Origin of the sequence: Streptococcus infantis, assembly GCF_018499575.1 — a bacterium.
In the GTDB taxonomy this organism is placed as follows: domain Bacteria; phylum Bacillota; class Bacilli; order Lactobacillales; family Streptococcaceae; genus Streptococcus; species Streptococcus infantis_K.
The window spans coordinates 272765-291794 of the sequence record NZ_JAHDAP010000001.1; the positions used below are offsets into that span (position 1 = coordinate 272765).

Sequence of the window (19030 nt, forward strand, 5' to 3'; positions counted from 1 at the left end):
TAGTCAGAAAGCAATTGTCCATTTTTAGGACTTGTGCTATAATCTTAATATATGTTTATAAAAGAGGTATGGATATGAAAAAGAAGTCAAAAGCTAAGAAATGGCCCTTATTCACAGCTATAGGAGTTACGTCAGTTCTTGTAGTAGGAGCAGCTGCTGTCCTTCTATTGAGACAACCAAATCAAGCCGCAACACAAGATGAAACTGCAAAAATCGTTCTTGCCAAAGAGGGGTCAGTGGCTTCATCGGTTCTCTTATCTGGTACCGTAACAGCTCAAAATGAACAATATGTTTATTATGATGCTAGTAAAGGTGACTTGGATGAGGTTTCGGTCTCTGTCGGAGATAAGGTAAGTGAAGGCCAAGCTCTTGTTAAGTATAGTAGTACTGAAGCTCAGGCTGCCTATGATGCTGCCAGTCGTGCAGTTGCGAAAGCTGACCGTCATATCAATGAATTGAATGAGGCTCGAAATACCGCCGCAGCAACACCTGTGCTCCCTCAAGCAGGTATTGAAGGTGCTACGGACCAAACCCAAGCACAATCTTCTACATCAGCTACAGCTTCTATCGATTCACAAATCAGTGACGCGCGTGATGTTCGTGCAGATGCAGTGGCACAACTTGAAAAAGCTCAAGCCCAGTTGAATGCTGCTACAGTATTGAGTACGGTGGAGGGAACAGTTGTTGAAGTGAATCGTAACGTTTCAAAATCTCCAACAGGAAATAGTCAAGTTTTGGTTCATATCGTAAGTAACGATAACTTGCAGGTCAAGGGAGAGCTTTCTGAGTACAACCTTGCCAATCTATCTGTAGGCCAAGAAGTCACTTTCACTTCCAAGGTTTACCCAGATAAAACTTGGAATGGTAAGATTAGCTATATTTCAAATTATCCAAAAAATAACAGTGAAGCAAGTAGTAGCTTAGCTGGTTCAAACACAGGTTCTAAATACCCATATACAGTAGATGTAACTAGCGAAATTGGTGATTTGAAACAGGGCTTTACAGTTAGTGTCGAAGTGAAAAGTACTAGTAAGGCATTACTTGTTCCGATTACCAGTATCGTCATGGAAGAAGATAAAAACTATGTTTGGATCCTTGACGAAAATCAAAAGGCCAAAAAAGTTGAAGTTGGATTGGGCAATGCAGATGCAGAAAACCAAGAAATCACATCTGGTCTGACAGATGGAGCAAAAGTCATCAGTAATCCGACAGCTTCCTTGCAAGAAGGAAAAGAGGTGAAGACTGATGAAGCAACTAATTAGCCTCAAAAATATCTGCCGTAGTTATCGAAATGGTGATCAAGAACTTCAAGTCCTTAAAGACATTAACCTAGAAGTTCATGAGGGAGAATTCGTGGCTATCATGGGACCATCAGGTTCTGGTAAGTCCACCCTCATGAATACCATCGGTATGTTAGATACACCTACAAGTGGTCAGTATTTTCTAGATGGAAAAGAAGTAGCTGGTTTAGGTGAAAAACAATTAGCCAAAGTTCGAAATCAAGAAATCGGCTTTGTCTTTCAACAATTCTTTCTCTTGTCCAAAATGAATGCTCTACAAAATGTAGAACTTCCCTTGATTTATGCAGGAGTTTCAGCTTCTAAACGTCGCAAACTAGCAGAAGAATATCTGGAAAAGGTTGAACTGACCGAGCGTAGCCATCACTTACCATCAGAATTATCGGGTGGTCAGAAGCAGAGAGTAGCCATAGCGCGTGCTCTCGTTAACAATCCTTCGATTATTTTGGCAGATGAACCAACTGGAGCTCTTGATACTAAAACTGGAAATCAAATCATGCAACTCTTGGTTGAATTAAACAAAGAAGGAAAAACCATCATTATGGTTACGCATGAGCCTGAAATTGCTGCCTATGCGAAACGTCAAATCGTCATCCGAGATGGTGTCATTTCGTCTGATAGTGGTATCGTAGAAAAGGAGGAAAACTAAGATGCAGAATCTGAAATTTGCCTTTTCATCTATCATGGCTCACAAGATGCGGTCCTTCCTGACCATGATTGGTATCATCATCGGTGTTTCCTCAGTTGTCGTTATCATGGCCTTGGGAGATTCCATGTCTCGTCAGGTCAATAAAAATTTGACCAAATCCCAGAAAAATATTCATGTCTTTTTCTCACCTACCAAGAGTACAGATGGTTCCTTCACCCAAAAACAATCTGCCCTGACCTTGTCTGGCGGACAAGAAGAAGATATTGTTGAACCACCAAAACCTCAAGAAGCTTGGGTCAAGGAAGCTGCTAAGCTCAAGGGAGTGGATAGCTACTATGTGACCAACTCAGCCAATGTGACCTTGACATATAAGGATAAAAAGGTCGAACACGCTAACATGACCGGTGGGAATGTCACTTATATGGATGCGGTCGAAAATGAAATTATTGCAGGTCGTGGACTTAGAGCGCAAGATTATAAGGATTTCGCAAGTGTGATTATCCTAGATGAAGAACTAGCCAATAGCCTTTTTGGTTCAGCAAAAGATGCCCTCAACCAGATTGTTGAAGTAAATGAAATCAGTTACCGTGTTATTGGTGTTTATGCAAGTAAAGAAGCTAAGGCTGCAAAAACCTTTGGCGTTGGAGGGCTCCCGATTACGACTAATACATCTCTAGCGGTCAATTTTAACACAGATGAGATTTCAAATATTGTCTTTCGTGTCAATGATACTAGCTTGACCCAGACTTTAGGACCAGAGCTGGCTAGAAAAATGACAGAGATTGCAGGCCTCCAACAAGGGGAGTATCAGGTTGCCGATGCAACGGAAGCCTTCAACGAAGTTCAACAACTCTTTGGCTTCATAACAACGATTATTAGTGCTATTGCGGGGATTTCCCTTTTTGTCGGTGGTACTGGTGTTATGAACATTATGCTCGTCTCAGTGACAGAGCGTACCCGTGAGATTGGTCTACGTAAAGCGCTAGGAGCAACACGTGGGAATATTCTAGTTCAGTTCTTGATTGAATCTATGATTTTAACCATGTTAGGTGGCTTCATCGGTCTTCTGCTCGCTGCAGGGGTGACTATGCTTGCAGGTATTCTACTTCAAAACATGATTGCAGGAATCGAAGTTGGCGTATCCATTCCAATCGCCCTCTTTAGTCTAGCGGTCTCAGCTAGTATCGGTATGATCTTCGGTGTTCTACCAGCCAATAAAGCCTCTAAGCTGGATCCGATCGAAGCACTTCGCTATGAATAAGACAATCAACAGGAAAAACGAGATGGACGCTTGTCTATCTTGTTTTTTGTATGGATTTCTCTATCGAAAATCACTAAAAATGTGGTATAATGAAGTGTTAGAAAAACAGGTTTCATTAGCCTGGAAAGGAAATATTATGTCTGAAAAGAATTTTTATATTACAACACCGATTTACTATCCATCTGGTAAACTTCATATCGGTTCTGCCTACACAACCATCGCTTGTGATGTCCTAGCTCGCTACAAACGTCTGATGGGCTACGATGTCTTTTATCTGACAGGTCTTGATGAACATGGTCAAAAGATCCAACAGAAAGCTGAAGAAGCTGGGATCACACCTCAAGCCTATGTTGACGGTATGGCAGTTGGAGTTAAAGAACTCTGGAAATTATTGGATATCTCATACGATAAATTTATCCGTACAACAGACGACTACCATGAAAAAGTAGTAGCTCAAGTCTTTGAACGTTTGCTTGCTCAAGATGACATCTACCTAGGTGAATATTCTGGTTGGTATTCAGTTTCAGATGAGGAATTCTTTACAGAAAGCCAGCTTGCAGAAGTTTTCCGTGATGAAGCTGGAAATGTAACCGGCGGTATCGCTCCATCAGGACACGAAGTGGAGTGGGTATCAGAAGAGTCTTATTTCCTTCGTCTCAGCAAATACCAAGACCGTTTGGTCGAATTTTTCAAATCACATCCTGATTTCATCACTCCTGATGGACGTCTCAATGAAATGTTGAAAAACTTTATCGAGCCAGGTTTGGAAGACTTGGCGGTTTCTCGTACAACCTTTACTTGGGGTGTACCAGTCCCATCAAATCCGAAACACGTTGTCTACGTTTGGATTGATGCTCTTCTCAACTATGCGACAGCTCTTGGTTATGGTCAAGAGGATCACGCTAACTATGATAAATTCTGGAATGGAACAGTCTTCCATATGGTCGGAAAAGACATCCTTCGTTTCCACTCAATCTACTGGCCAATCCTTCTCATGATGTTGGATATGAAATTGCCTGATCGCTTGATTGCCCATGGTTGGTTTGTCATGAAAGACGGCAAGATGTCTAAGTCTAAAGGGAATGTTGTTTACCCTGAAATGTTAGTAGAACGTTATGGACTAGATCCACTTCGTTACTACCTCATGCGTAGCCTTCCAGTCGGTTCAGACGGAACCTTCACTCCAGAAGACTATGTAGGACGTATCAACTATGAATTGGCAAATGACCTCGGAAACCTCCTCAACCGTACGGTTTCCATGATTAACAAGTACTTTGATGGTCAAATCCCTGCTTATGTAGAAGGTGTAACTGAGTTTGACAATGCTCTTGCTCAAGTAGCAGAACAATCAATCGCTGACTACCACACCTACATGGAAGCAGTTGACTATCCACGTGTACTTGAAGCAGTCTGGACACTTATCTCACGTACTAACAAATACATCGATGAGACAGCCCCATGGGTCTTGGCTAAGGATGAAGCCCTTCGTGACCAATTGGCAAGTGTTATGAGCCATTTGGCAGCCAGCCTTCGTGTCGTAGCGCACTTGATTGAGCCATTTATGATGGAAACTAGTCGTGCAGTTTTGACTCAACTTGGTCTAGCAGAAGTTTCTAGTCTTGAAAACTTAAGTTTAGCTGATTTCCCTGCAAATGTCACTGTAGTTGCAAAAGGAACACCTATCTTCCCACGACTTGATATGGAAGAAGAAATCGCCTATATCAAGGAACAAATGGAAGGCAACAAACCAGCAGTCGAAAAAGAATGGAATCCAGATGAAGTTGAACTTAAACTAAACAAGGATGAAATCAAGTTTGAAGACTTCGATAAGGTTGAAATTCGTGTTGCTGAAGTCAAAGAAGTTACTAAAGTGGAAGGTTCTGATAAATTGCTTCAATTCCGCCTAGATGCTGGAGATGGTGAAGACCGTCAAATCCTCTCAGGAATTGCTAAGTACTATCCAAACGAACAAGAATTGGTCGGCAAGAAAGTACAAATCGTTGCCAACCTCAAACCACGTAAAATGATGAAAAAATATGTTAGCCAAGGGATGATCCTCTCAGCTGAACATGAAGGAAAATTAACCCTTCTCACAGTTGATCCAGCTGTACCAAACGGAAGTGTGATTGGCTAAGTTTTAAAAGGACCAGCTTGAGCTGGTTCTTTTCTTTTGTATGACGATAGTTGATAAAAGAGGCATTCTGCATTATAATGAAGAAAAACGGAGGAAGAAGCTATGAAATACATCTCATTTGGTCGAGAGAAAAGAGAATTGTCCGAAATCGTCCTAGGCATGATGCGAATCAGTGACAAGTCGGTCAAGGAGGTTGAGGAGCTGGTTGAAACAGCCCTATCTGTAGGAATCAATGCCTTTGACTTGGCAGATATCTACGGTGGAGGTCGTTGCGAAGAATTACTGGGTCAAGTGTTAGACAATCGTCCTGACCTACGAGAAAAAATGTGGATTCAGTCTAAATGTGGCATTCGCATTGAAGAATTTACCTATTTTGATTTTTCAAAAGATTATATTTTAGAATCAGTTGACGGGATTCTACAACGATTGCAGGTTGATTACCTAGATAGCTTGCTTCTCCATCGTCCAGATGCCTTGATGGAAGCTGACCAAGTGGCTCAAGCCTTTGAAATCCTGCACAATTCTGGTAAGGTTCGAGACTTTGGTGTGTCCAATCAAAATCCTATGATGATAGAGTTGCTGAAGAAAGAAGTCAAACAGCCATTAACGATCAATCAGTTACAACTAAGCGCAGCATTCACGCCTGGTTTTGACGCTGGTTTCCATGTCAATATGGAAGGTGACAAGGCAGCTGTGCGTGATGGTAGCGTCTTTGAATACTGCAAACTAAACGACATGGTCATTCAGGCTTGGTCAGTCTTGCAGTTCGGATATTTCAAAGGGAATTTTGTCGGCAATGAGAAGTTCCAACAACTAAACCAAGTACTAAATCGATTAGCGTTAAAATACGGTGTAAGCCCATCAGCTATTGCTATCGCTTGGGTCTTACGCTACCCAGCCAAGATGCAGGCCATTGTTGGCACAACCAATCCTAAACATTTGATAGAAGCAAGCAAAGCAAGTAATGTCAACCTAACTCGAAAAGAATGGTATGAGATTTACCTAGCAGCAGGGAATGATTTGCCATAGGAAAAAATGCATTTTAAGAAATCACAGTCAAAAAGCCGTTGAAAAACGGTTTTTTGTTATAATGAAATTAAGATTTATAGATAACAAAGGAGAAAAACATGACATTTGAAGAAATTTTACCTGGACTAAAGGCTAAGAAGAAATACGTACGTACTGGATGGGGTGGGGCTGAAAACTATGTGCAGCTTTTTGATACCATTGAGCAAAATGGCGTCGCACTTGAAGTGACACCCTATTTCCTCATCAACGTATCTGGTGAAGGAGAAGGTTTTTCTATGTGGAGTCCAACTCCTTGTGATGTCTTAGCGACAGACTGGGTGGAAGTCCATGACTAAACGTGTACTGATTACAGGAGTTAGCTCAGGGATTGGTCTGGCTCAAGCTCGACTCTTTTTAGAAAAAGGTTATCAGGTTTATGGTATAGATCAAGGAGAAAATCCAGTTTTAGGCGGTGATTTCCACTTTTTACAACGTGATTTAACGCTTGACTTGGAACCCGTTTTTGACTGGTGTCCTCAGGTGGATGTTCTGTGTAATACAGCTGGGGTTTTGGATGACTATAAACCTTTACTGGAACAATCCGCCCAGGAAATCCAAGAGATTTTTGAAATCAACTATGTGACACCAGTAGAGCTGACGCGACATTATCTTACGCAAATGCTGGAGAATAAAAAAGGAATCATTATCAATATGTGTTCCATTGCTTCAAGTCTAGCAGGTGGAGGTGGTCACGCCTATACCTCTTCTAAACATGCCTTAGCAGGATTTACCAAGCAGTTAGCTCTAGACTATGCTGAAGCTGGGATTCAAGTCTTTGGCATCGCACCGGGTGCTGTTAAGACTTGTATGACAGCAGCTGACTTTGAGCCAGGTGGACTAGCTGACTGGGTAGCCAGTGAAACACCCATCAAACGCTGGATTGAGCCAGAGGAAATAGCAGAAGTTAGCCTCTTTTTAGCAAGCGGAAAGGCAATCGCCATGCAGGGACAAATCTTGACTATTGATGGTGGTTGGTCTTTGAAGTAATATAGTTGATACTCAGTGAATATGTGGAGGTAAGCTATGAATAGAGATGAGTTTGGATTTGTCTTGCCCAATCTCTACTATCAGTTTTTAACGGAGTGGAAAGAGATTGATCCTTATGAAATTGGTGATTCAGGTATCTGTTTGTATGCTAAGGAGGATCTACAGGAGCGTAATGAGACTTATCAGATTGAGGAAGAAGAGCCAGATTACTTTATGATTGGACAGGAAGGAGATTTGGCCTACTTTATCAAGAAAAATGCTGATGATTGCATTTATGAAAATGACTTGGGGGCTTTAGGTTCCTTAGAAATGCAAAAAGTTGCTACAAACGTCTATGACTTTATTGACAAGATTTTAGAGGTAGGATTGTAAAGAAAGGGAGGGAGAAATCATGTTTAGAGTGCTAGAAGCAGATTCACCGATTTCAAAAGAAGACCTTTTGCAATTTGAGGAGATTCTTGGGAAGAAATTGCCAAAAACTATGTTGGACTTTTATCTCAAGCACAATGGTGGTCAGCCCCAAGTAAGTGGTGTCCACGATGAACATCACCTCTTTCCTTTCAATTCCTTTGATTCACTTGAGGAGATGAGGAAGTCTTTTACCTGGTTTGACGATGAGGCTGTGCCTGCAGGATTTAGGGCTACAGACCTTCTCCATTTCGCCTATGATCCTGGATCGGGTAACTATGCTCTTTCTATAAGGGCAGAGGATTATGGCAAGGTGTATTTCTATGTTTTAGAAGAAACAGCTGAGATCTATGGTCAATGGGCTTCTTTTGATGAATTTTTGAACTCTTTTGTTGAAGAGTGAGACAGAGAAAAGGAGACGGGATGCGAAAACACCAAGAACTTTCACTAGAGCAGATAATCGAGCAGATGCGCGTGGACGAGTTGGCATCAGATGATTTTTGCCTCTATGGCAAGGAAGATGGAGAACTGGCACTGGAAAAGCTCTATTGGGTAGCAGATTATCCGGATGTAGTGGAAGACCGTGATGTCTATCCGACGGATGTAGCGGAGCAAGATCTCCAGCTAGTCTACTATGGAGAGCAGTTGATTGATGTCCTTGCAGTCGCACTTGAGGAAAAGCCAGATGCAAGTCTCCAAGACTTGGTCGAGGCTTTGAATTATTATCAGCAGCATGATAGCTTTATGCCCTTTGAACCCTAGTAACAAAAACTAGAATGTTGCAGTTCCATTGACAAAAGAATGAAAAAGGAGTTAAGAAATGATAGATTACGAAAACATAAATGAAAAAATTGCCCCTTTTAACTTGCTTGTATATGATGAGGATCCTCAAAATGTTCGCGGGTCGCTCATTTATTACCCTGATGGAGAATACAGACAGGAAGTGTTTGACACTCGTGAAGAGGAAGGATTTGAAGGAAATGGTTATGATTGGGCATCCCTAGCTTTGGTATTTTTGGAGGAAAAAATGCCTGAATTAAGCGATGCTATCGACTTTGATCCGGAAGGAAGTATGTTTTGTGCCTATTCTTCCAATGTAGACGCCTTAGCTAGATTTGCTCTTGGATTGAAAGAGTTTTGTGATGATATCGAATCTATGAAAGACTTATTCAGTAGAGCAGAGTTGGATTAGTTGACTAAAATCTCTTTAAATTATTTTAAAAAAGAATAGAAAGGATTTCAGATGAAGCTATCAGAAGTAGTTGAGCTAGTGGAAAATCATCCAGACCTACATTTCTATTTAGATAAAATTTTAAAAAAGAATAAGAAGACCCAAGTTAGTTATCTCGAATCACTGAATCATCTGGCCTATTTACTTTATCTGGATGATCAAGAAGAAATGGCTAAGAAATTATTAGATCGTATCATACAAGTTCCGTTTGAAGGGAATTATAACACCTGGACCTTTGTTGATAGCTCTCTGGTTTTATTGGCTTATCTGGAAAGAGAAAAAGAAAATCAGGTATTCGTCTATAAAAAAATTCTTTTATCTCCATTAGAACAAGGGGAGGAATCCACTCAAAAAATAAGAAAGAGAGTTCATCAGAGATTTTTGAATGGTGATAGCCTGGAGCAAAAGTTTGCAAAAATCGAGCAGGCTCCAAGCCCTGAATCAGAAATGGAACGCCGCCTGCTGTACCTGACAGATTTATTGAAGATTCACCTCTTTATTGCTGAGTCAACTTGTGAAGAGACAGATATCCAAGCAAAAATCGAAGAGAATATGGAGATACTAAAGAAGTATATCAAGGAGCATGAAATCTATAGCCTCTTTCCTTTTAAGGGATAAGGTGAGCTAGCAATCTTGGATTTTTATACTCTTCGAAAATCAAATTCAAACCATGTCAGCTTCGCCTTGCCGTACTCAAGTACAGCCTGCGGCTAGCTTCCTAGTTTGCTCTTTGATTTTCATTGAGTATTAGAAAGAGTGGAATATGGAAATCAAAAAACACTTTGGTGTATATGGAGTCTGTTTTCAAGACGGGAAACTTCTCTGTATTGAGAAAACGAGAGGACCTTATCAGCATCGATTTGATCTACCGGGTGGTAGTCAGGAAATCGGTGAGGGGTTGACAGAAACTCTCCAGAGAGAAGTTCTGGAAGAGACAGGCTATACGCTTAGACATTATTCAAACCCTAGAATTTATGATGTGCTAGTTCAAGAAGAAGGGAAAGACTTCGCAGTACATCATATCATGGCCTTTTATGATGTGGTACTTGATTTCGAACGCTCTCAAAAATCCCTTCCTCAGGAGCTTCTTGATGGAAGCAATGATTCAGCAAATGCACTTTGGTTGAATTTGGAAGAAATTACTGCAGACAATGTCTCTCCCTTAGTATTAAAGGTGAAGGCAGAGTTACGAGGATTTCCAGATTTAGACATGACAAGCTATAAAAATTGGAAGGTAAAAGATGAGAAATCAACTAGCTCTTAGTGGAGAAAAAATTATTGAAAAAGTTTATCCCCATTTATTGCACCACGTCGGCTTGATTCGTGGGGAATACTTGCTAAGAGAGCTTAATCAAAACATACTGTTACCAAGTTGTCAGCAATTTGTAAGAGATTATCTAGACACTATTTGCTCCTTGTACTCAGATGAAGAGGTATGGTATCGTTTTTCTGAATTAACGAATACAGAAGCAAATATTCTAGACGGGACTAAAGAGTATTTTGACGAACGCCACCCCTTATTTGGATACAGAGGTATCAGGCGCTTGTTGGCGTGTCCAGATGAATTTCAGGCTGAGACAAATGTTGTTACAGAAGTTTTTCAAAACAATTCCAATCTGTCTGTTATTTTTCCTTTTGTCAATGATGCCGAACAATTAAAACGAGCTATTACAGTGTTACGTCAGCATGGTTTTACTGGGAAAGTCGGTACGATGATCGAATTACCGTCAGCTTATTTTAACTTAGACAGGATGCTGGAAACGGGCATTTCAAAGATTATAGTTGGAATGAATGATTTGACTTCTTTTGTTTTTGCGACTGTGAGGAACAGTCAATGGCATGATATGGAAAGTCCAATTATGTTAGATATGTTGAGACAGATGCAGGATAAAGCAAGGAAGAACAAGATTGATTTTGCTGTAGCAGGCTATCTGAATACTTCTTTCATACAAAAAATGAATCAGATGGGTATCGAATGTATTCTCCATTACAGCTCTATTCCAGAGATTTTTGATATAGAAATTGACCATCCAGACCATCTTAAACATATAAAAGAAGAAAGTAAAAAATTACAAAGGAGCAATCATGACACCTCAAGAAATGTGGAATGCCTACAAGCAAATCAACCCCTTGATTGGAGATGAAATAGACGCCTGGGCTTTTGGAGTGGAAGCTGATCTCTTGGCTGACTTGGTTCTAAGAGGCGAAAAAATAGCAACAGCCTCAGCTTACGACCTCTACGAAGTAGAGGACGAACCCCTGCCACAAGAAGGGACTTTCGATGTCATTTTAGACAGTCAAGATCAGGCTGTCTGCATTGTTGAAATTACCAAGGTTTCTGTTGAGCCTTTTCAGCAAGTGTCAGCAGACCATGCCTATAAGGAAGGGGAAGGGGACAAATCTCTGGCCTATTGGCGGCAGGTTCATGAGGAGTTTTTCACGGAGTGGCTGGAGGAAGCGGGGGTGACTTTTACCCCTGACAGCAAGGTTGTTTTAGAAGAATTTCATAAGGTCTATCCTCTGTAGACTACTAGTAGGAAGAAAGTTTTAGAAATCGCCGTCCAAAGCTTTTTTCTGACTTTAAATGATAAAATAGCTAAACAAAAAGCGGACATGATTGTCCGCTTTTTTTGAATCTAGTAAGTAAAGTTACTGGATAAAGTCTTTCAAAGATGTGTATCTTTTGAATCCCTATTCACGTCACTTCTACATTGGTTGATTATTTTTTACGATAATGTAAAACTGTTCCTACAGCTACGATAAGCATTGCAACACCAGCAACAGAAACAATTAGGCTATTACGTTCACCAGTATTTGGAAGTCCTGGTTTGTCTCCAGTTGTTGAAACAGTTGTAGGTCCTCCAGGAGTTGTAGTCGTTGTTGTTGAACCATTAGATCCAGGAGTTGTTGACTCTGAACTTGAATTGTCAGGAGCTGTTGTTTCTGAAGTTGGAGCTGTTGTCTCTGAAGTTGAACTTTCAGGAGTTGTAGTTGTAGAGCTTGATTCTTCTTCACTACTATTTTGACTAGTTGGCTCTTCTGGAGTCGTAGTCGTTGTAGAAGTTGTACTTGAAGTTTTTGGTTCTTCAGTTGTTGTAGTAGTTGTAGTTGAAGCTTTTGGCTCTTCAGTTGTTGTAGTCGTTGAAGTTGTAGTTGTAGTTGAAGCTTTTGGCTCTTCAGTTGTTGTAGTAGTTGTAGTTGAAGCTTTTGGTTCTTCAGTTGTTGTAGTAATTGTAGTTGTACTTGAAGTTTTTGGTTCTTCAGTTGTAGTTGTAGTAGATGTAGTCGTAGACTCTGTAGTAGTAGTTGTGGTGGTTGTTGTAGTTGGTTTGTTTGATGTGTTGACGACCTTAATTACGTTTGCATCGTCAATTTTTTCAACTTTAGAAGTGTAACCTTCAGGTGTGTTTGTTTCCACTACTGAGTACTCAATCTTCTTACCGTCTTTGATACCTGGTAAATTAGTAAATGCTGCTTGCCAACCAGAAGCTTTTGTAAGAGTTTGTGTCATCCCTTCCAAGGCTTGGCCGTCAGCATACAATTGAACTGTGATATCTTTACGGTCTGCTTCGCTATCTCCAACCCATTCTTTTTGAACTGTAACAGTTGTGTCACCAGTCACCCAGAATTTCAATTCTGTGTTATTCCAGAACGCTGGATCTTCTTGTGGAGTTGTAATTTCGTCAGATTTCAATGTAGCATTGTTGTCTACGCGAATTGTAGTCTTAGGAATTAATGTTTGGTATTCAATGACTAATTCTTCGTCTGTAGCTGTTTTGAACACATCACTTACATCTGATAAATTCACAGTAAATCCGTTGCCATCTGCATCGAATTTCACATGTTTCCAGAAATCCCAACCTGAAGCAACTACTTGTCCACCTTTTCTTAATGTGAATGATGGTTTTAAGTAAGTTCCCACAAAGAATTCACTTGCTGCATGGTTCGCAGCAGGAGCAAAAGTGATTTTAGAGTAATCCACCGCTGGAGCTTGGATTTTATCTGAAACAACTGGGTTTGTGATGGCTTGTTTCTTGCCATCTCCGTTGATACGGATGAACCATTTTGTAAGGTAGTAGTCATCTCCAACATTCATCCAGGCATAGTTTTCAGAAGCATCTAATTTGAATTGCTTAGCTACATAGTCACCAGTAAGGTTGTACTTGTTCAAGACAGATTCAAATACGCCAGGTCCATCAGGACGAGTGATGATTACTGATTCTGAACCGACTTTAGAAGTGGCAGTCTTGTTTCCAGGATTTCCTGGTGTGTTATCCCATTCCGCTTTGTATGAGAATCCACCTTTTACGTTTTGGTTCATTGATTCGATTGCTTTTTTGAAAGTAAAAGTAATCTTTTTGCCTGTCATCGAAACAGTCGCCACTTCAGCACCGTTTGCTTGTAGTGATTGTGTTGCGATTTCAGTGATATTGACACCTTCTGGAGCGTCGATTGTGAAAGTGTCACCTTCTTTAACAGATTTACCTGTCAAGTCCCATTCAAAAGAAAATGTAACTTTTTGACCAGCTGTATCTGCTTTTAGGTTTGTAATAGTGGGAGTAACAGTTGCTGCAGAAACTGGGTTAATGATTGACAAGCCAAGGGCTACCACACCAATCAATGCTACAAAGGTAAATATTTTTTTGTAAATAGATTTCAATTTCCCCAAATCCTTTCTTTCATAAAATCTTCTTGTCTGGTAGTAATGCCCAAAATGTTGATTTATATCATTTAATAAAATTGACAGTCCTATTCTGATGAAAAATCCTCTCTTTATTGCCATTCTACTCCCATCTCCATTGAAGATACATGAATGCAATAGTTTTGAGACTCCGTATGTAATCAACTAATTTATAATTAGAGTGAATCTTATACGTAAAAGGATTTTTTGCTAACTTTTTTTATTGATGCGAATCCTATATTTATTTAAAAAATAATGAATAATTTTTAGCTAAATACGATTCGCTTCTAAAGAAAGCTGATAATAGAAGTGAAATATATTAAAAAAACATAATAATTATCATACTATGAGTATTAATATACCATACAAAGTAATTTTATCACTAACCTATTCATTGGTCAAAGAATTAGATTCAAATTTCTTATAAATTTTGGTGTTTTTGACTTTTTTTGACAAAGTCCCAAAATAGGCTTGAATTATAGAAATTATAAGCACCCACAAAACTTTTTCTTATTATTTGAGTTCAAAAAGACAAAAATTGCATAAATGAACTTTCAAAGCTTTTTTCTGACTTAAAATATGATAAAATAGGTATGTTTGAACTAGAGCATTCGCTCAGAAATTTAGAATAGGAGAATATGATGCAAGCAGTAGAACATTATATTGAAACATTTGTTCCTGAACATTATGATTTATTTTTAGACTTGAGTCGTGAGACCAAGACTTTTTCAGGAAAAGTGACTATCACTGGTCAAGCTAAAAGTGACCGTATTTCCCTTCACCAAAAAGACTTGGGAATCGCTTCTGTAGAAGTTGCAGGTCTAGCTCGTCCATTCACAGTCGATAACGAAAACGAAGCCCTTCATATCGAACTTACAGAAGCAGGTTCAGTTGAATTGGTCATCGCTTTTTCAGGTAAAATCACAGACAACATGACAGGAATCTACCCATCTTACTACACAGTTGATGGAGTTAAGAAGGAAGTTTTGTCTACTCAGTTTGAGAGTCACTTTGCCCGCGAAGCCTTCCCATGTGTGGATGAGCCAGAAGCTAAAGCAACCTTTGACTTAGCTCTTCGTTTTGACCAAGCAGAAGGTGAATTGGCCTTGTCCAACATGCCAGAAATTGACGTTGAAAACCGCAAGGAAACTGGTATCTGGAAATTTGAGACAACTCCACGTATGTCTTCTTACTTGCTAGCTTTCGTTGCTGGTGATTTGCAAGGGGTAACTGCTAAAACTAAAAATGGTACACTTGTAGGAGTATACTCTACCAAAGCCCACCCACTTTCTAACCTTGAATTTTCACTAGACATCGCTGTTCGTTCTATCGAATTTTACGAAGACTACTACGGAGTCAAGTACCCAATTCCTCAATCTCTCCACATTGCCCTTCCTGACTTCTCAGCAGGTGCTATGGAAAACTGGGGTCTTGTCACTTACCGAGAAGTTTACTTGGTAGTGGATGAGAACTCGACATTTGCCAGTCGTCAACAAGTTGCTCTCGTCATCGCCCATGAGCTTGCCCACCAATGGTTTGGGAACCTCGTGACTATGAAATGGTGGGATGACCTTTGGCTTAACGAAAGCTTTGCCAACATGATGGAATACGTCTGTGTGGATGCGATTGAGCCAAGCTGGAATATCTTTGAAGATTTCCAAACAAGTGGAGTGCCAGCCGCTCTTAAACGTGATGCGACTGATGGTGTTCAGTCTGTTCACGTCGAAGTCAAACATCCAGATGAAATTAATACTCTCTTTGACTCTGCTATCGTTTATGCCAAAGGAAGCCGTCTCATGCACATGCTTCGTCGTTGGCTAGGAGATGCTGATTTTGCTAAAGGTTTGCATGCCTACTTTGAAAAACATCAGTACAGCAATACAATTGGTCGTGACCTTTGGGATGCTCTTGGTCAAGCATCAGGTCGTGATGTTGCAGCCTTCATGGATTCTTGGTTGGAACAACCTGGTTATCCAGTTCTCACTGTCAAAGTTGAAAATGATGTCTTGAAGATTTCACAAAAACAATTCTTTATCGGTGAGCACGAAGATAAGAACCGTCTCTGGGTTGTGCCATTGAATACCAACTGGAAAGGCTTGCCTGATACACTTGAAACTGAAAGTATCGAAATCCCTGGCTACGCAGCTCTTCTTGCTGAAAATGACGGTGCTCTTCGTCTCAATACTGAAAATACAGCCCACTATATTACAGACTACCAAGGAGACTTGTTGGATGCTATTCTTGCTGACCTAGTTGAGCTTGATAACACAAGTAAACTGCAAATCGTTCAAGAACGTCGTTTGCTTGCAGAAGCAGGGCACATTTCTTATGCTGACTTGCTCCCAGTCCTTGATAAACTTGCTAAGGAAGAATCTTATCTTGTTGTTTCAGCTGTTTCTCAAGTAATTTCTGCCCTTGAACGCTTTATCGATGAAGGAACAGAAGCTGAAACAGCCTTCAAAGCATTGGTTGCTAAATTGGCTCGTCATAATTATGACCGTCTTGGTTTTGAAGCTAAAGATGGCGAATCAGATGAGGATGAATTGGTTCGTCAGTTGGCTGTTTCTATGATGATTCGCTCAAATAATGCAGAAGCTAGTCAAGTCGCTAGCCAAATCTTCGCGGCTCACAAGGATAATCTTTCAGGACTTCCAGCAGCTATTCGTTCACAAGTTCTCATCAATGAAATGAAACACCATGAGACTAAGGAATTGGTCGCAACTTATCTCGATCTTTATACTCATGCCACAGATGCCGCCTTTAAACGCCAATTGGCAGCTGCTCTTGCTTACAGTACAGATGCGAACAATATCCAAACCTTGATTGCTTCTTGGAAGGACAAATTTGTGGTTAAACCACAAGACTTGTCTGCATGGTATTACCAATTCCTAGCTCATCAAGCAACTCAGGAAACAGTTTGGTCTTGGGCGCGTGAAAACTGGGCTTGGATTAAGGCAGCCCTTGGAGGAGATATGAGCTTTGATAGCTTTGTTATCCTTCCTGCGCATGTATTTAAGACTCAGCAACGTTTGGCAGAGTACAAGGAATTCTTTGAACCGCAACTTTCTGATCTTGCTCTCAGCCGTAACATCGGTATGGGAATCAAGGAAATCGCAGCTCGTGTTGAATTGATTAAGCGTGAGAAAGCAGCGGTTGAAGCAGCTGTTGCACAATATGGCAAGGCTTAAAAACTTCTTGACTAAATAGTATATAAAAACTCAACTTTCTCATAGAAAAACAAGGAAAGTTGAGTTTTTTTTAAGATATTTTTGATATAATGGATATAATAAGGAGGAATTTTTGATGATTAAAATTCTATTAGTGGAAGATGACCTAGGCCTGTCAAATTCAGTCTTTGATTTTTTGGATGATTTTGCAGATGTTATGCAGGTATTTGATGGCGAAGAAGGTCTCTACGAGGCTGAAAGTGGCGTCTATGACCTGATTCTATTGGACTTGATGTTACCAGAAAAAAATGGTTTCCAAGTCTTAAAAGAACTACGTGAAAAAGGTGTTTCGACTCCAGTTCTCATCATGACAGCCAAGGAAAGCCTTGATGATAAAGGACATGGGTTTGAGCTTGGGGCCGATGATTATTTGACTAAACCATTCTACCTAGAAGAACTCAAGATGCGTATCCAGGCCCTTCTCAAACGTTCTGGGAAATTTAACGAAAATACCTTGTCATACGGTGACTTGACAGTCAATCTATCTACCAATGAAGTGAAGGTTCAGGATGCCTCTGTTGAGCTGCTCGGTAAAGAATTTGAACTTTTAGTTTATTTCCTCCAAAACCAAAATGTCATCTTACCAAAAACTCAAATCTTTGACCGTTTGTGGGGATTTGACAGCGACACAACTATTTCTGTTGTAGAAGTTTATGTATCAAAAGTTCGTAAGAAATTGAAAGGTTCAGCCTTTGCTGAAAATCTCCAAACTTTGCGTAGTGTTGGGTATATTTTAAAACATGTTTAAGAAATTAAAAAAGAATTGGTACGCAGAAGATTTCAGCTACTTTATCCGTAATTTTGGTGTTTTCACGCTGATTTTCTCTGCCATGACCTTGATTATCCTGCAGGTTATGCACTCCAGTCTCTACACATCAGTGGATGAGAAACTGCTGTCTCTCAGCAAAAATCCTCAGGATATCATTCAATTGGCGGTCAATCGCGCAACTGAAGACGTAAAGGATTTGGGTAGTGGCAGTGTCACTTCAACTTCTGATAAAAAGCCAAATGTGAGTTCCAATACTGAAGTGATTTTGCTCGATTCAAATTTGAATCAATTAGTGACTGGAAATCGATTTTTAGGATTAGACAGAATCACTTTCAATAAAAAGGATTTAAACCATATTCGCCAACTTCATGTTATGAATAGTTACGGTCAGGATGAGATTTATCGTGTTGTCCTGACAGAAATGAATATTGATTCGGTTTCGACCAATATCAAGTATGCTGCTATCCTGATTAACACAAGCCAACTAGAGCAAATTAGTCAAAACCACGAACAGTTAATCGTGGTAGTGATGGCAAGTTTTTGGATTCTATCTATCTTGGCCAGTCTTTATCTTGCTCGTGTCAGTGTTAAACCCTTGCTTGAAAGTATGCAAAAGCAGAAGAGCTTTGTGGAAAATGCCAGTCATGAATTACGGACGCCTTTAGCAGTTCTTCAGAACCGTCTGGAAACTCTTTTTAGAAAACCAGAGGCTACCATTCTGGAGTCAAGTGAGAGCATCGCTTCTAGTTTGGAAGAAGTTCGAAATATGAAGTTTCTAACGACTAACCTCCTTAATCTAGCGCGTAGAGATGATGGAATCAAGCCAGAGTTTGGGGAAGTAGAACCTGACTTCTTTAATACGACCTTTACCAACTATGAAATGATTGCCTCCGAGAATAATCGTGTTTTTCGTTTTCAAAATCGTGTTCATCGCACCATTATCACAGATAAACTCCTTCTCAAGCAATTGATGACCATTCTGTTTGACAATGCGGTCAAGTATACAGAAGAAGAAGGCGATATTTATTTTGAGATTTCAACGACTGAACGCAGCCTCTATCTAACGGTAGCGGATAATGGTATCGGTATTTCTGCAGCCGATAAAAAGAAAATCTTTGATCGCTTTTATCGTGTTGATAAGGCCCGGACACGTCAAAAGGGTGGTTTCGGTTTAGGCTTGTCTTTAGCGAAGCAAATAGTTGATGCCCTCAAAGGCTCTATTAGTGTTAAAGATAACAAACCTAACGGAACAATTTTTGAAGTCAAGATAGCTATCTCAACACCGTCAAGACGAAAGAATAAATAAAAAAACCTTCG

Annotated in this window: 19 protein-coding genes; 18 read left to right on the forward strand and 1 reads right to left on the reverse strand. The window is 40.1% G+C overall.

Annotated features, from left to right (window positions below):
- The first annotated feature begins 74 nt into the window (after positions 1-74).
- From KJR31_RS01300 to KJR31_RS01370, 15 genes are all read left to right on the forward strand, one after another.
- Positions 75-1262: an efflux RND transporter periplasmic adaptor subunit gene (locus KJR31_RS01300; RefSeq protein WP_214261721.1), complete on the forward strand. Its 1188-nt coding sequence runs from the start codon at positions 75-77 to the stop codon at positions 1260-1262.
- Positions 1246-1947, forward strand: coding sequence for an ABC transporter ATP-binding protein (locus tag KJR31_RS01305; RefSeq protein ID WP_049494612.1), 702 nt, complete (start codon positions 1246-1248; stop codon positions 1945-1947). Before KJR31_RS01300 ends, KJR31_RS01305 begins: the two co-directional genes overlap by 17 nt.
- A 1-nt stretch (position 1948) precedes the next feature.
- A complete protein-coding gene (locus tag KJR31_RS01310; protein ID WP_214261722.1) occupies positions 1949-3208 on the forward strand; it encodes an ABC transporter permease in 1260 nt (419 codons plus the stop codon).
- Between the two features lie 136 nt (positions 3209-3344).
- On the forward strand, positions 3345-5342 hold the full coding sequence (gene metG / locus KJR31_RS01315; RefSeq protein ID WP_214261723.1) for a methionine--tRNA ligase: 1998 nt from the start codon (positions 3345-3347) through the stop codon (positions 5340-5342).
- 102 nt (positions 5343-5444) lie between these two features.
- A complete protein-coding gene (locus KJR31_RS01320; protein ID WP_214261724.1) occupies positions 5445-6371 on the forward strand; it encodes an aldo/keto reductase in 927 nt (308 codons plus the stop codon).
- A 98-nt stretch (positions 6372-6469) separates the two neighbouring features.
- Entirely contained in the window at positions 6470-6706 is a 237-nt protein-coding gene (locus KJR31_RS01325) for a DUF2829 domain-containing protein (protein WP_000141913.1), read from the forward strand.
- Positions 6699-7397: a 3-oxoacyl-ACP reductase gene (locus KJR31_RS01330; protein WP_214261725.1), complete on the forward strand. Its 699-nt coding sequence runs from the start codon at positions 6699-6701 to the stop codon at positions 7395-7397. The genes KJR31_RS01325 and KJR31_RS01330 overlap by 8 nt, the downstream gene beginning before the upstream one ends.
- 36 nt (positions 7398-7433) lie before the next feature.
- Complete coding sequence (locus KJR31_RS01335) at positions 7434-7769, forward strand: hypothetical protein (RefSeq protein ID WP_214261726.1); 336 nt, start codon at positions 7434-7436, stop codon at positions 7767-7769.
- Positions 7770-7788: 19 nt separating this feature from the next.
- Positions 7789-8208, forward strand: a complete 420-nt coding sequence (locus tag KJR31_RS01340; protein WP_214261727.1) for an SMI1/KNR4 family protein — start codon at positions 7789-7791, stop codon at positions 8206-8208.
- A gap of 20 nt (positions 8209-8228) precedes the next feature.
- Positions 8229-8567 carry a DUF7716 domain-containing protein gene (locus KJR31_RS01345; protein WP_214261728.1) on the forward strand — a complete coding sequence of 113 codons (339 nt, stop codon included), beginning with the start codon at positions 8229-8231 and terminating at the stop codon, positions 8565-8567.
- Positions 8568-8625: 58 nt separating this feature from the next.
- Entirely contained in the window at positions 8626-8997 is a 372-nt protein-coding gene (locus tag KJR31_RS01350; protein ID WP_214261729.1) for an Imm51 family immunity protein, read from the forward strand.
- A gap of 51 nt (positions 8998-9048) precedes the next feature.
- Positions 9049-9654 carry a DUF6707 family protein gene (locus tag KJR31_RS01355; protein WP_214261730.1) on the forward strand — a complete coding sequence of 202 codons (606 nt, stop codon included), beginning with the start codon at positions 9049-9051 and terminating at the stop codon, positions 9652-9654.
- 145 nt (positions 9655-9799) lie between these two features.
- Positions 9800-10300, forward strand: coding sequence for an NUDIX hydrolase (locus KJR31_RS01360; protein WP_214261731.1), 501 nt, complete (start codon positions 9800-9802; stop codon positions 10298-10300).
- The gene (locus tag KJR31_RS01365; RefSeq protein ID WP_214261732.1) at positions 10278-11180 is read left to right on the forward strand and encodes a putative PEP-binding protein; all 903 of its coding nucleotides are present in this window, start codon (positions 10278-10280) and stop codon (positions 11178-11180) included. The genes KJR31_RS01360 and KJR31_RS01365 overlap by 23 nt, the downstream gene beginning before the upstream one ends.
- Positions 11122-11562, forward strand: a complete 441-nt coding sequence (locus tag KJR31_RS01370; RefSeq protein WP_214261733.1) for an ASCH domain-containing protein — start codon at positions 11122-11124, stop codon at positions 11560-11562. The genes KJR31_RS01365 and KJR31_RS01370 overlap by 59 nt, the downstream gene beginning before the upstream one ends.
- Positions 11563-11755: 193 nt before the next feature.
- Here KJR31_RS01370 and KJR31_RS01375 read toward each other — a convergent pair whose 3' ends face one another.
- Positions 11756-13696: a Cna B-type domain-containing protein gene (locus KJR31_RS01375; RefSeq protein WP_214262515.1), complete on the reverse strand. Its 1941-nt coding sequence runs from the start codon at positions 13694-13696 to the stop codon at positions 11756-11758.
- Between the two features lie 662 nt (positions 13697-14358).
- Here KJR31_RS01375 and KJR31_RS01380 point away from each other — a divergent pair.
- The 3 genes from KJR31_RS01380 (at position 14359) to KJR31_RS01390 (ending at position 19019) form a co-directional block, all read left to right on the forward strand.
- Positions 14359-16905: a M1 family metallopeptidase gene (locus KJR31_RS01380; RefSeq protein ID WP_214261734.1), complete on the forward strand. Its 2547-nt coding sequence runs from the start codon at positions 14359-14361 to the stop codon at positions 16903-16905.
- Positions 16906-17020: 115 nt separating this feature from the next.
- A complete protein-coding gene (locus KJR31_RS01385) occupies positions 17021-17692 on the forward strand; it encodes a response regulator transcription factor (RefSeq protein WP_214261735.1) in 672 nt (223 codons plus the stop codon).
- Complete coding sequence (locus KJR31_RS01390; RefSeq protein WP_214261736.1) at positions 17685-19019, forward strand: sensor histidine kinase; 1335 nt, start codon at positions 17685-17687, stop codon at positions 19017-19019. The genes KJR31_RS01385 and KJR31_RS01390 overlap by 8 nt, the downstream gene beginning before the upstream one ends.
- The last annotated feature ends 11 nt before the right edge of the window (positions 19020-19030 follow it).

Bases quoted from the DNA above. Each gene is read 5' to 3' on its own strand.
- KJR31_RS01335 (WP_214261726.1), top strand. From the start codon at position 7,434: ATGAATAGAGATGAGTTTGGATTTGTCTTGCCCAATCTCTACTATCAG.
- KJR31_RS01300 (WP_214261721.1), top strand. From the start codon at position 75: ATGAAAAAGAAGTCAAAAGCTAAGAAATGGCCCTTATTCACAGCTATA.
- KJR31_RS01305 (WP_049494612.1), top strand. From the start codon at position 1,246: ATGAAGCAACTAATTAGCCTCAAAAATATCTGCCGTAGTTATCGAAAT.
- KJR31_RS01330 (WP_214261725.1), top strand. From the start codon at position 6,699: ATGACTAAACGTGTACTGATTACAGGAGTTAGCTCAGGGATTGGTCTG.
- KJR31_RS01390 (WP_214261736.1), top strand. From the start codon at position 17,685: ATGTTTAAGAAATTAAAAAAGAATTGGTACGCAGAAGATTTCAGCTAC.
- KJR31_RS01365 (WP_214261732.1), top strand. From the start codon at position 10,278: ATGAGAAATCAACTAGCTCTTAGTGGAGAAAAAATTATTGAAAAAGTT.
- KJR31_RS01385 (WP_214261735.1), top strand. From the start codon at position 17,021: ATGATTAAAATTCTATTAGTGGAAGATGACCTAGGCCTGTCAAATTCA.
- KJR31_RS01380 (WP_214261734.1), top strand. From the start codon at position 14,359: ATGCAAGCAGTAGAACATTATATTGAAACATTTGTTCCTGAACATTAT.
- KJR31_RS01340 (WP_214261727.1), top strand. From the start codon at position 7,789: ATGTTTAGAGTGCTAGAAGCAGATTCACCGATTTCAAAAGAAGACCTT.
- KJR31_RS01350 (WP_214261729.1), top strand. From the start codon at position 8,626: ATGATAGATTACGAAAACATAAATGAAAAAATTGCCCCTTTTAACTTG.
- KJR31_RS01355 (WP_214261730.1), top strand. From the start codon at position 9,049: ATGAAGCTATCAGAAGTAGTTGAGCTAGTGGAAAATCATCCAGACCTA.
- KJR31_RS01360 (WP_214261731.1), top strand. From the start codon at position 9,800: ATGGAAATCAAAAAACACTTTGGTGTATATGGAGTCTGTTTTCAAGAC.
- metG (WP_214261723.1), top strand. From the start codon at position 3,345: ATGTCTGAAAAGAATTTTTATATTACAACACCGATTTACTATCCATCT.
- KJR31_RS01345 (WP_214261728.1), top strand. From the start codon at position 8,229: ATGCGAAAACACCAAGAACTTTCACTAGAGCAGATAATCGAGCAGATG.
- KJR31_RS01325 (WP_000141913.1), top strand. From the start codon at position 6,470: ATGACATTTGAAGAAATTTTACCTGGACTAAAGGCTAAGAAGAAATAC.
- KJR31_RS01320 (WP_214261724.1), top strand. From the start codon at position 5,445: ATGAAATACATCTCATTTGGTCGAGAGAAAAGAGAATTGTCCGAAATC.
- KJR31_RS01370 (WP_214261733.1), top strand. From the start codon at position 11,122: ATGACACCTCAAGAAATGTGGAATGCCTACAAGCAAATCAACCCCTTG.
- KJR31_RS01310 (WP_214261722.1), top strand. From the start codon at position 1,949: ATGCAGAATCTGAAATTTGCCTTTTCATCTATCATGGCTCACAAGATG.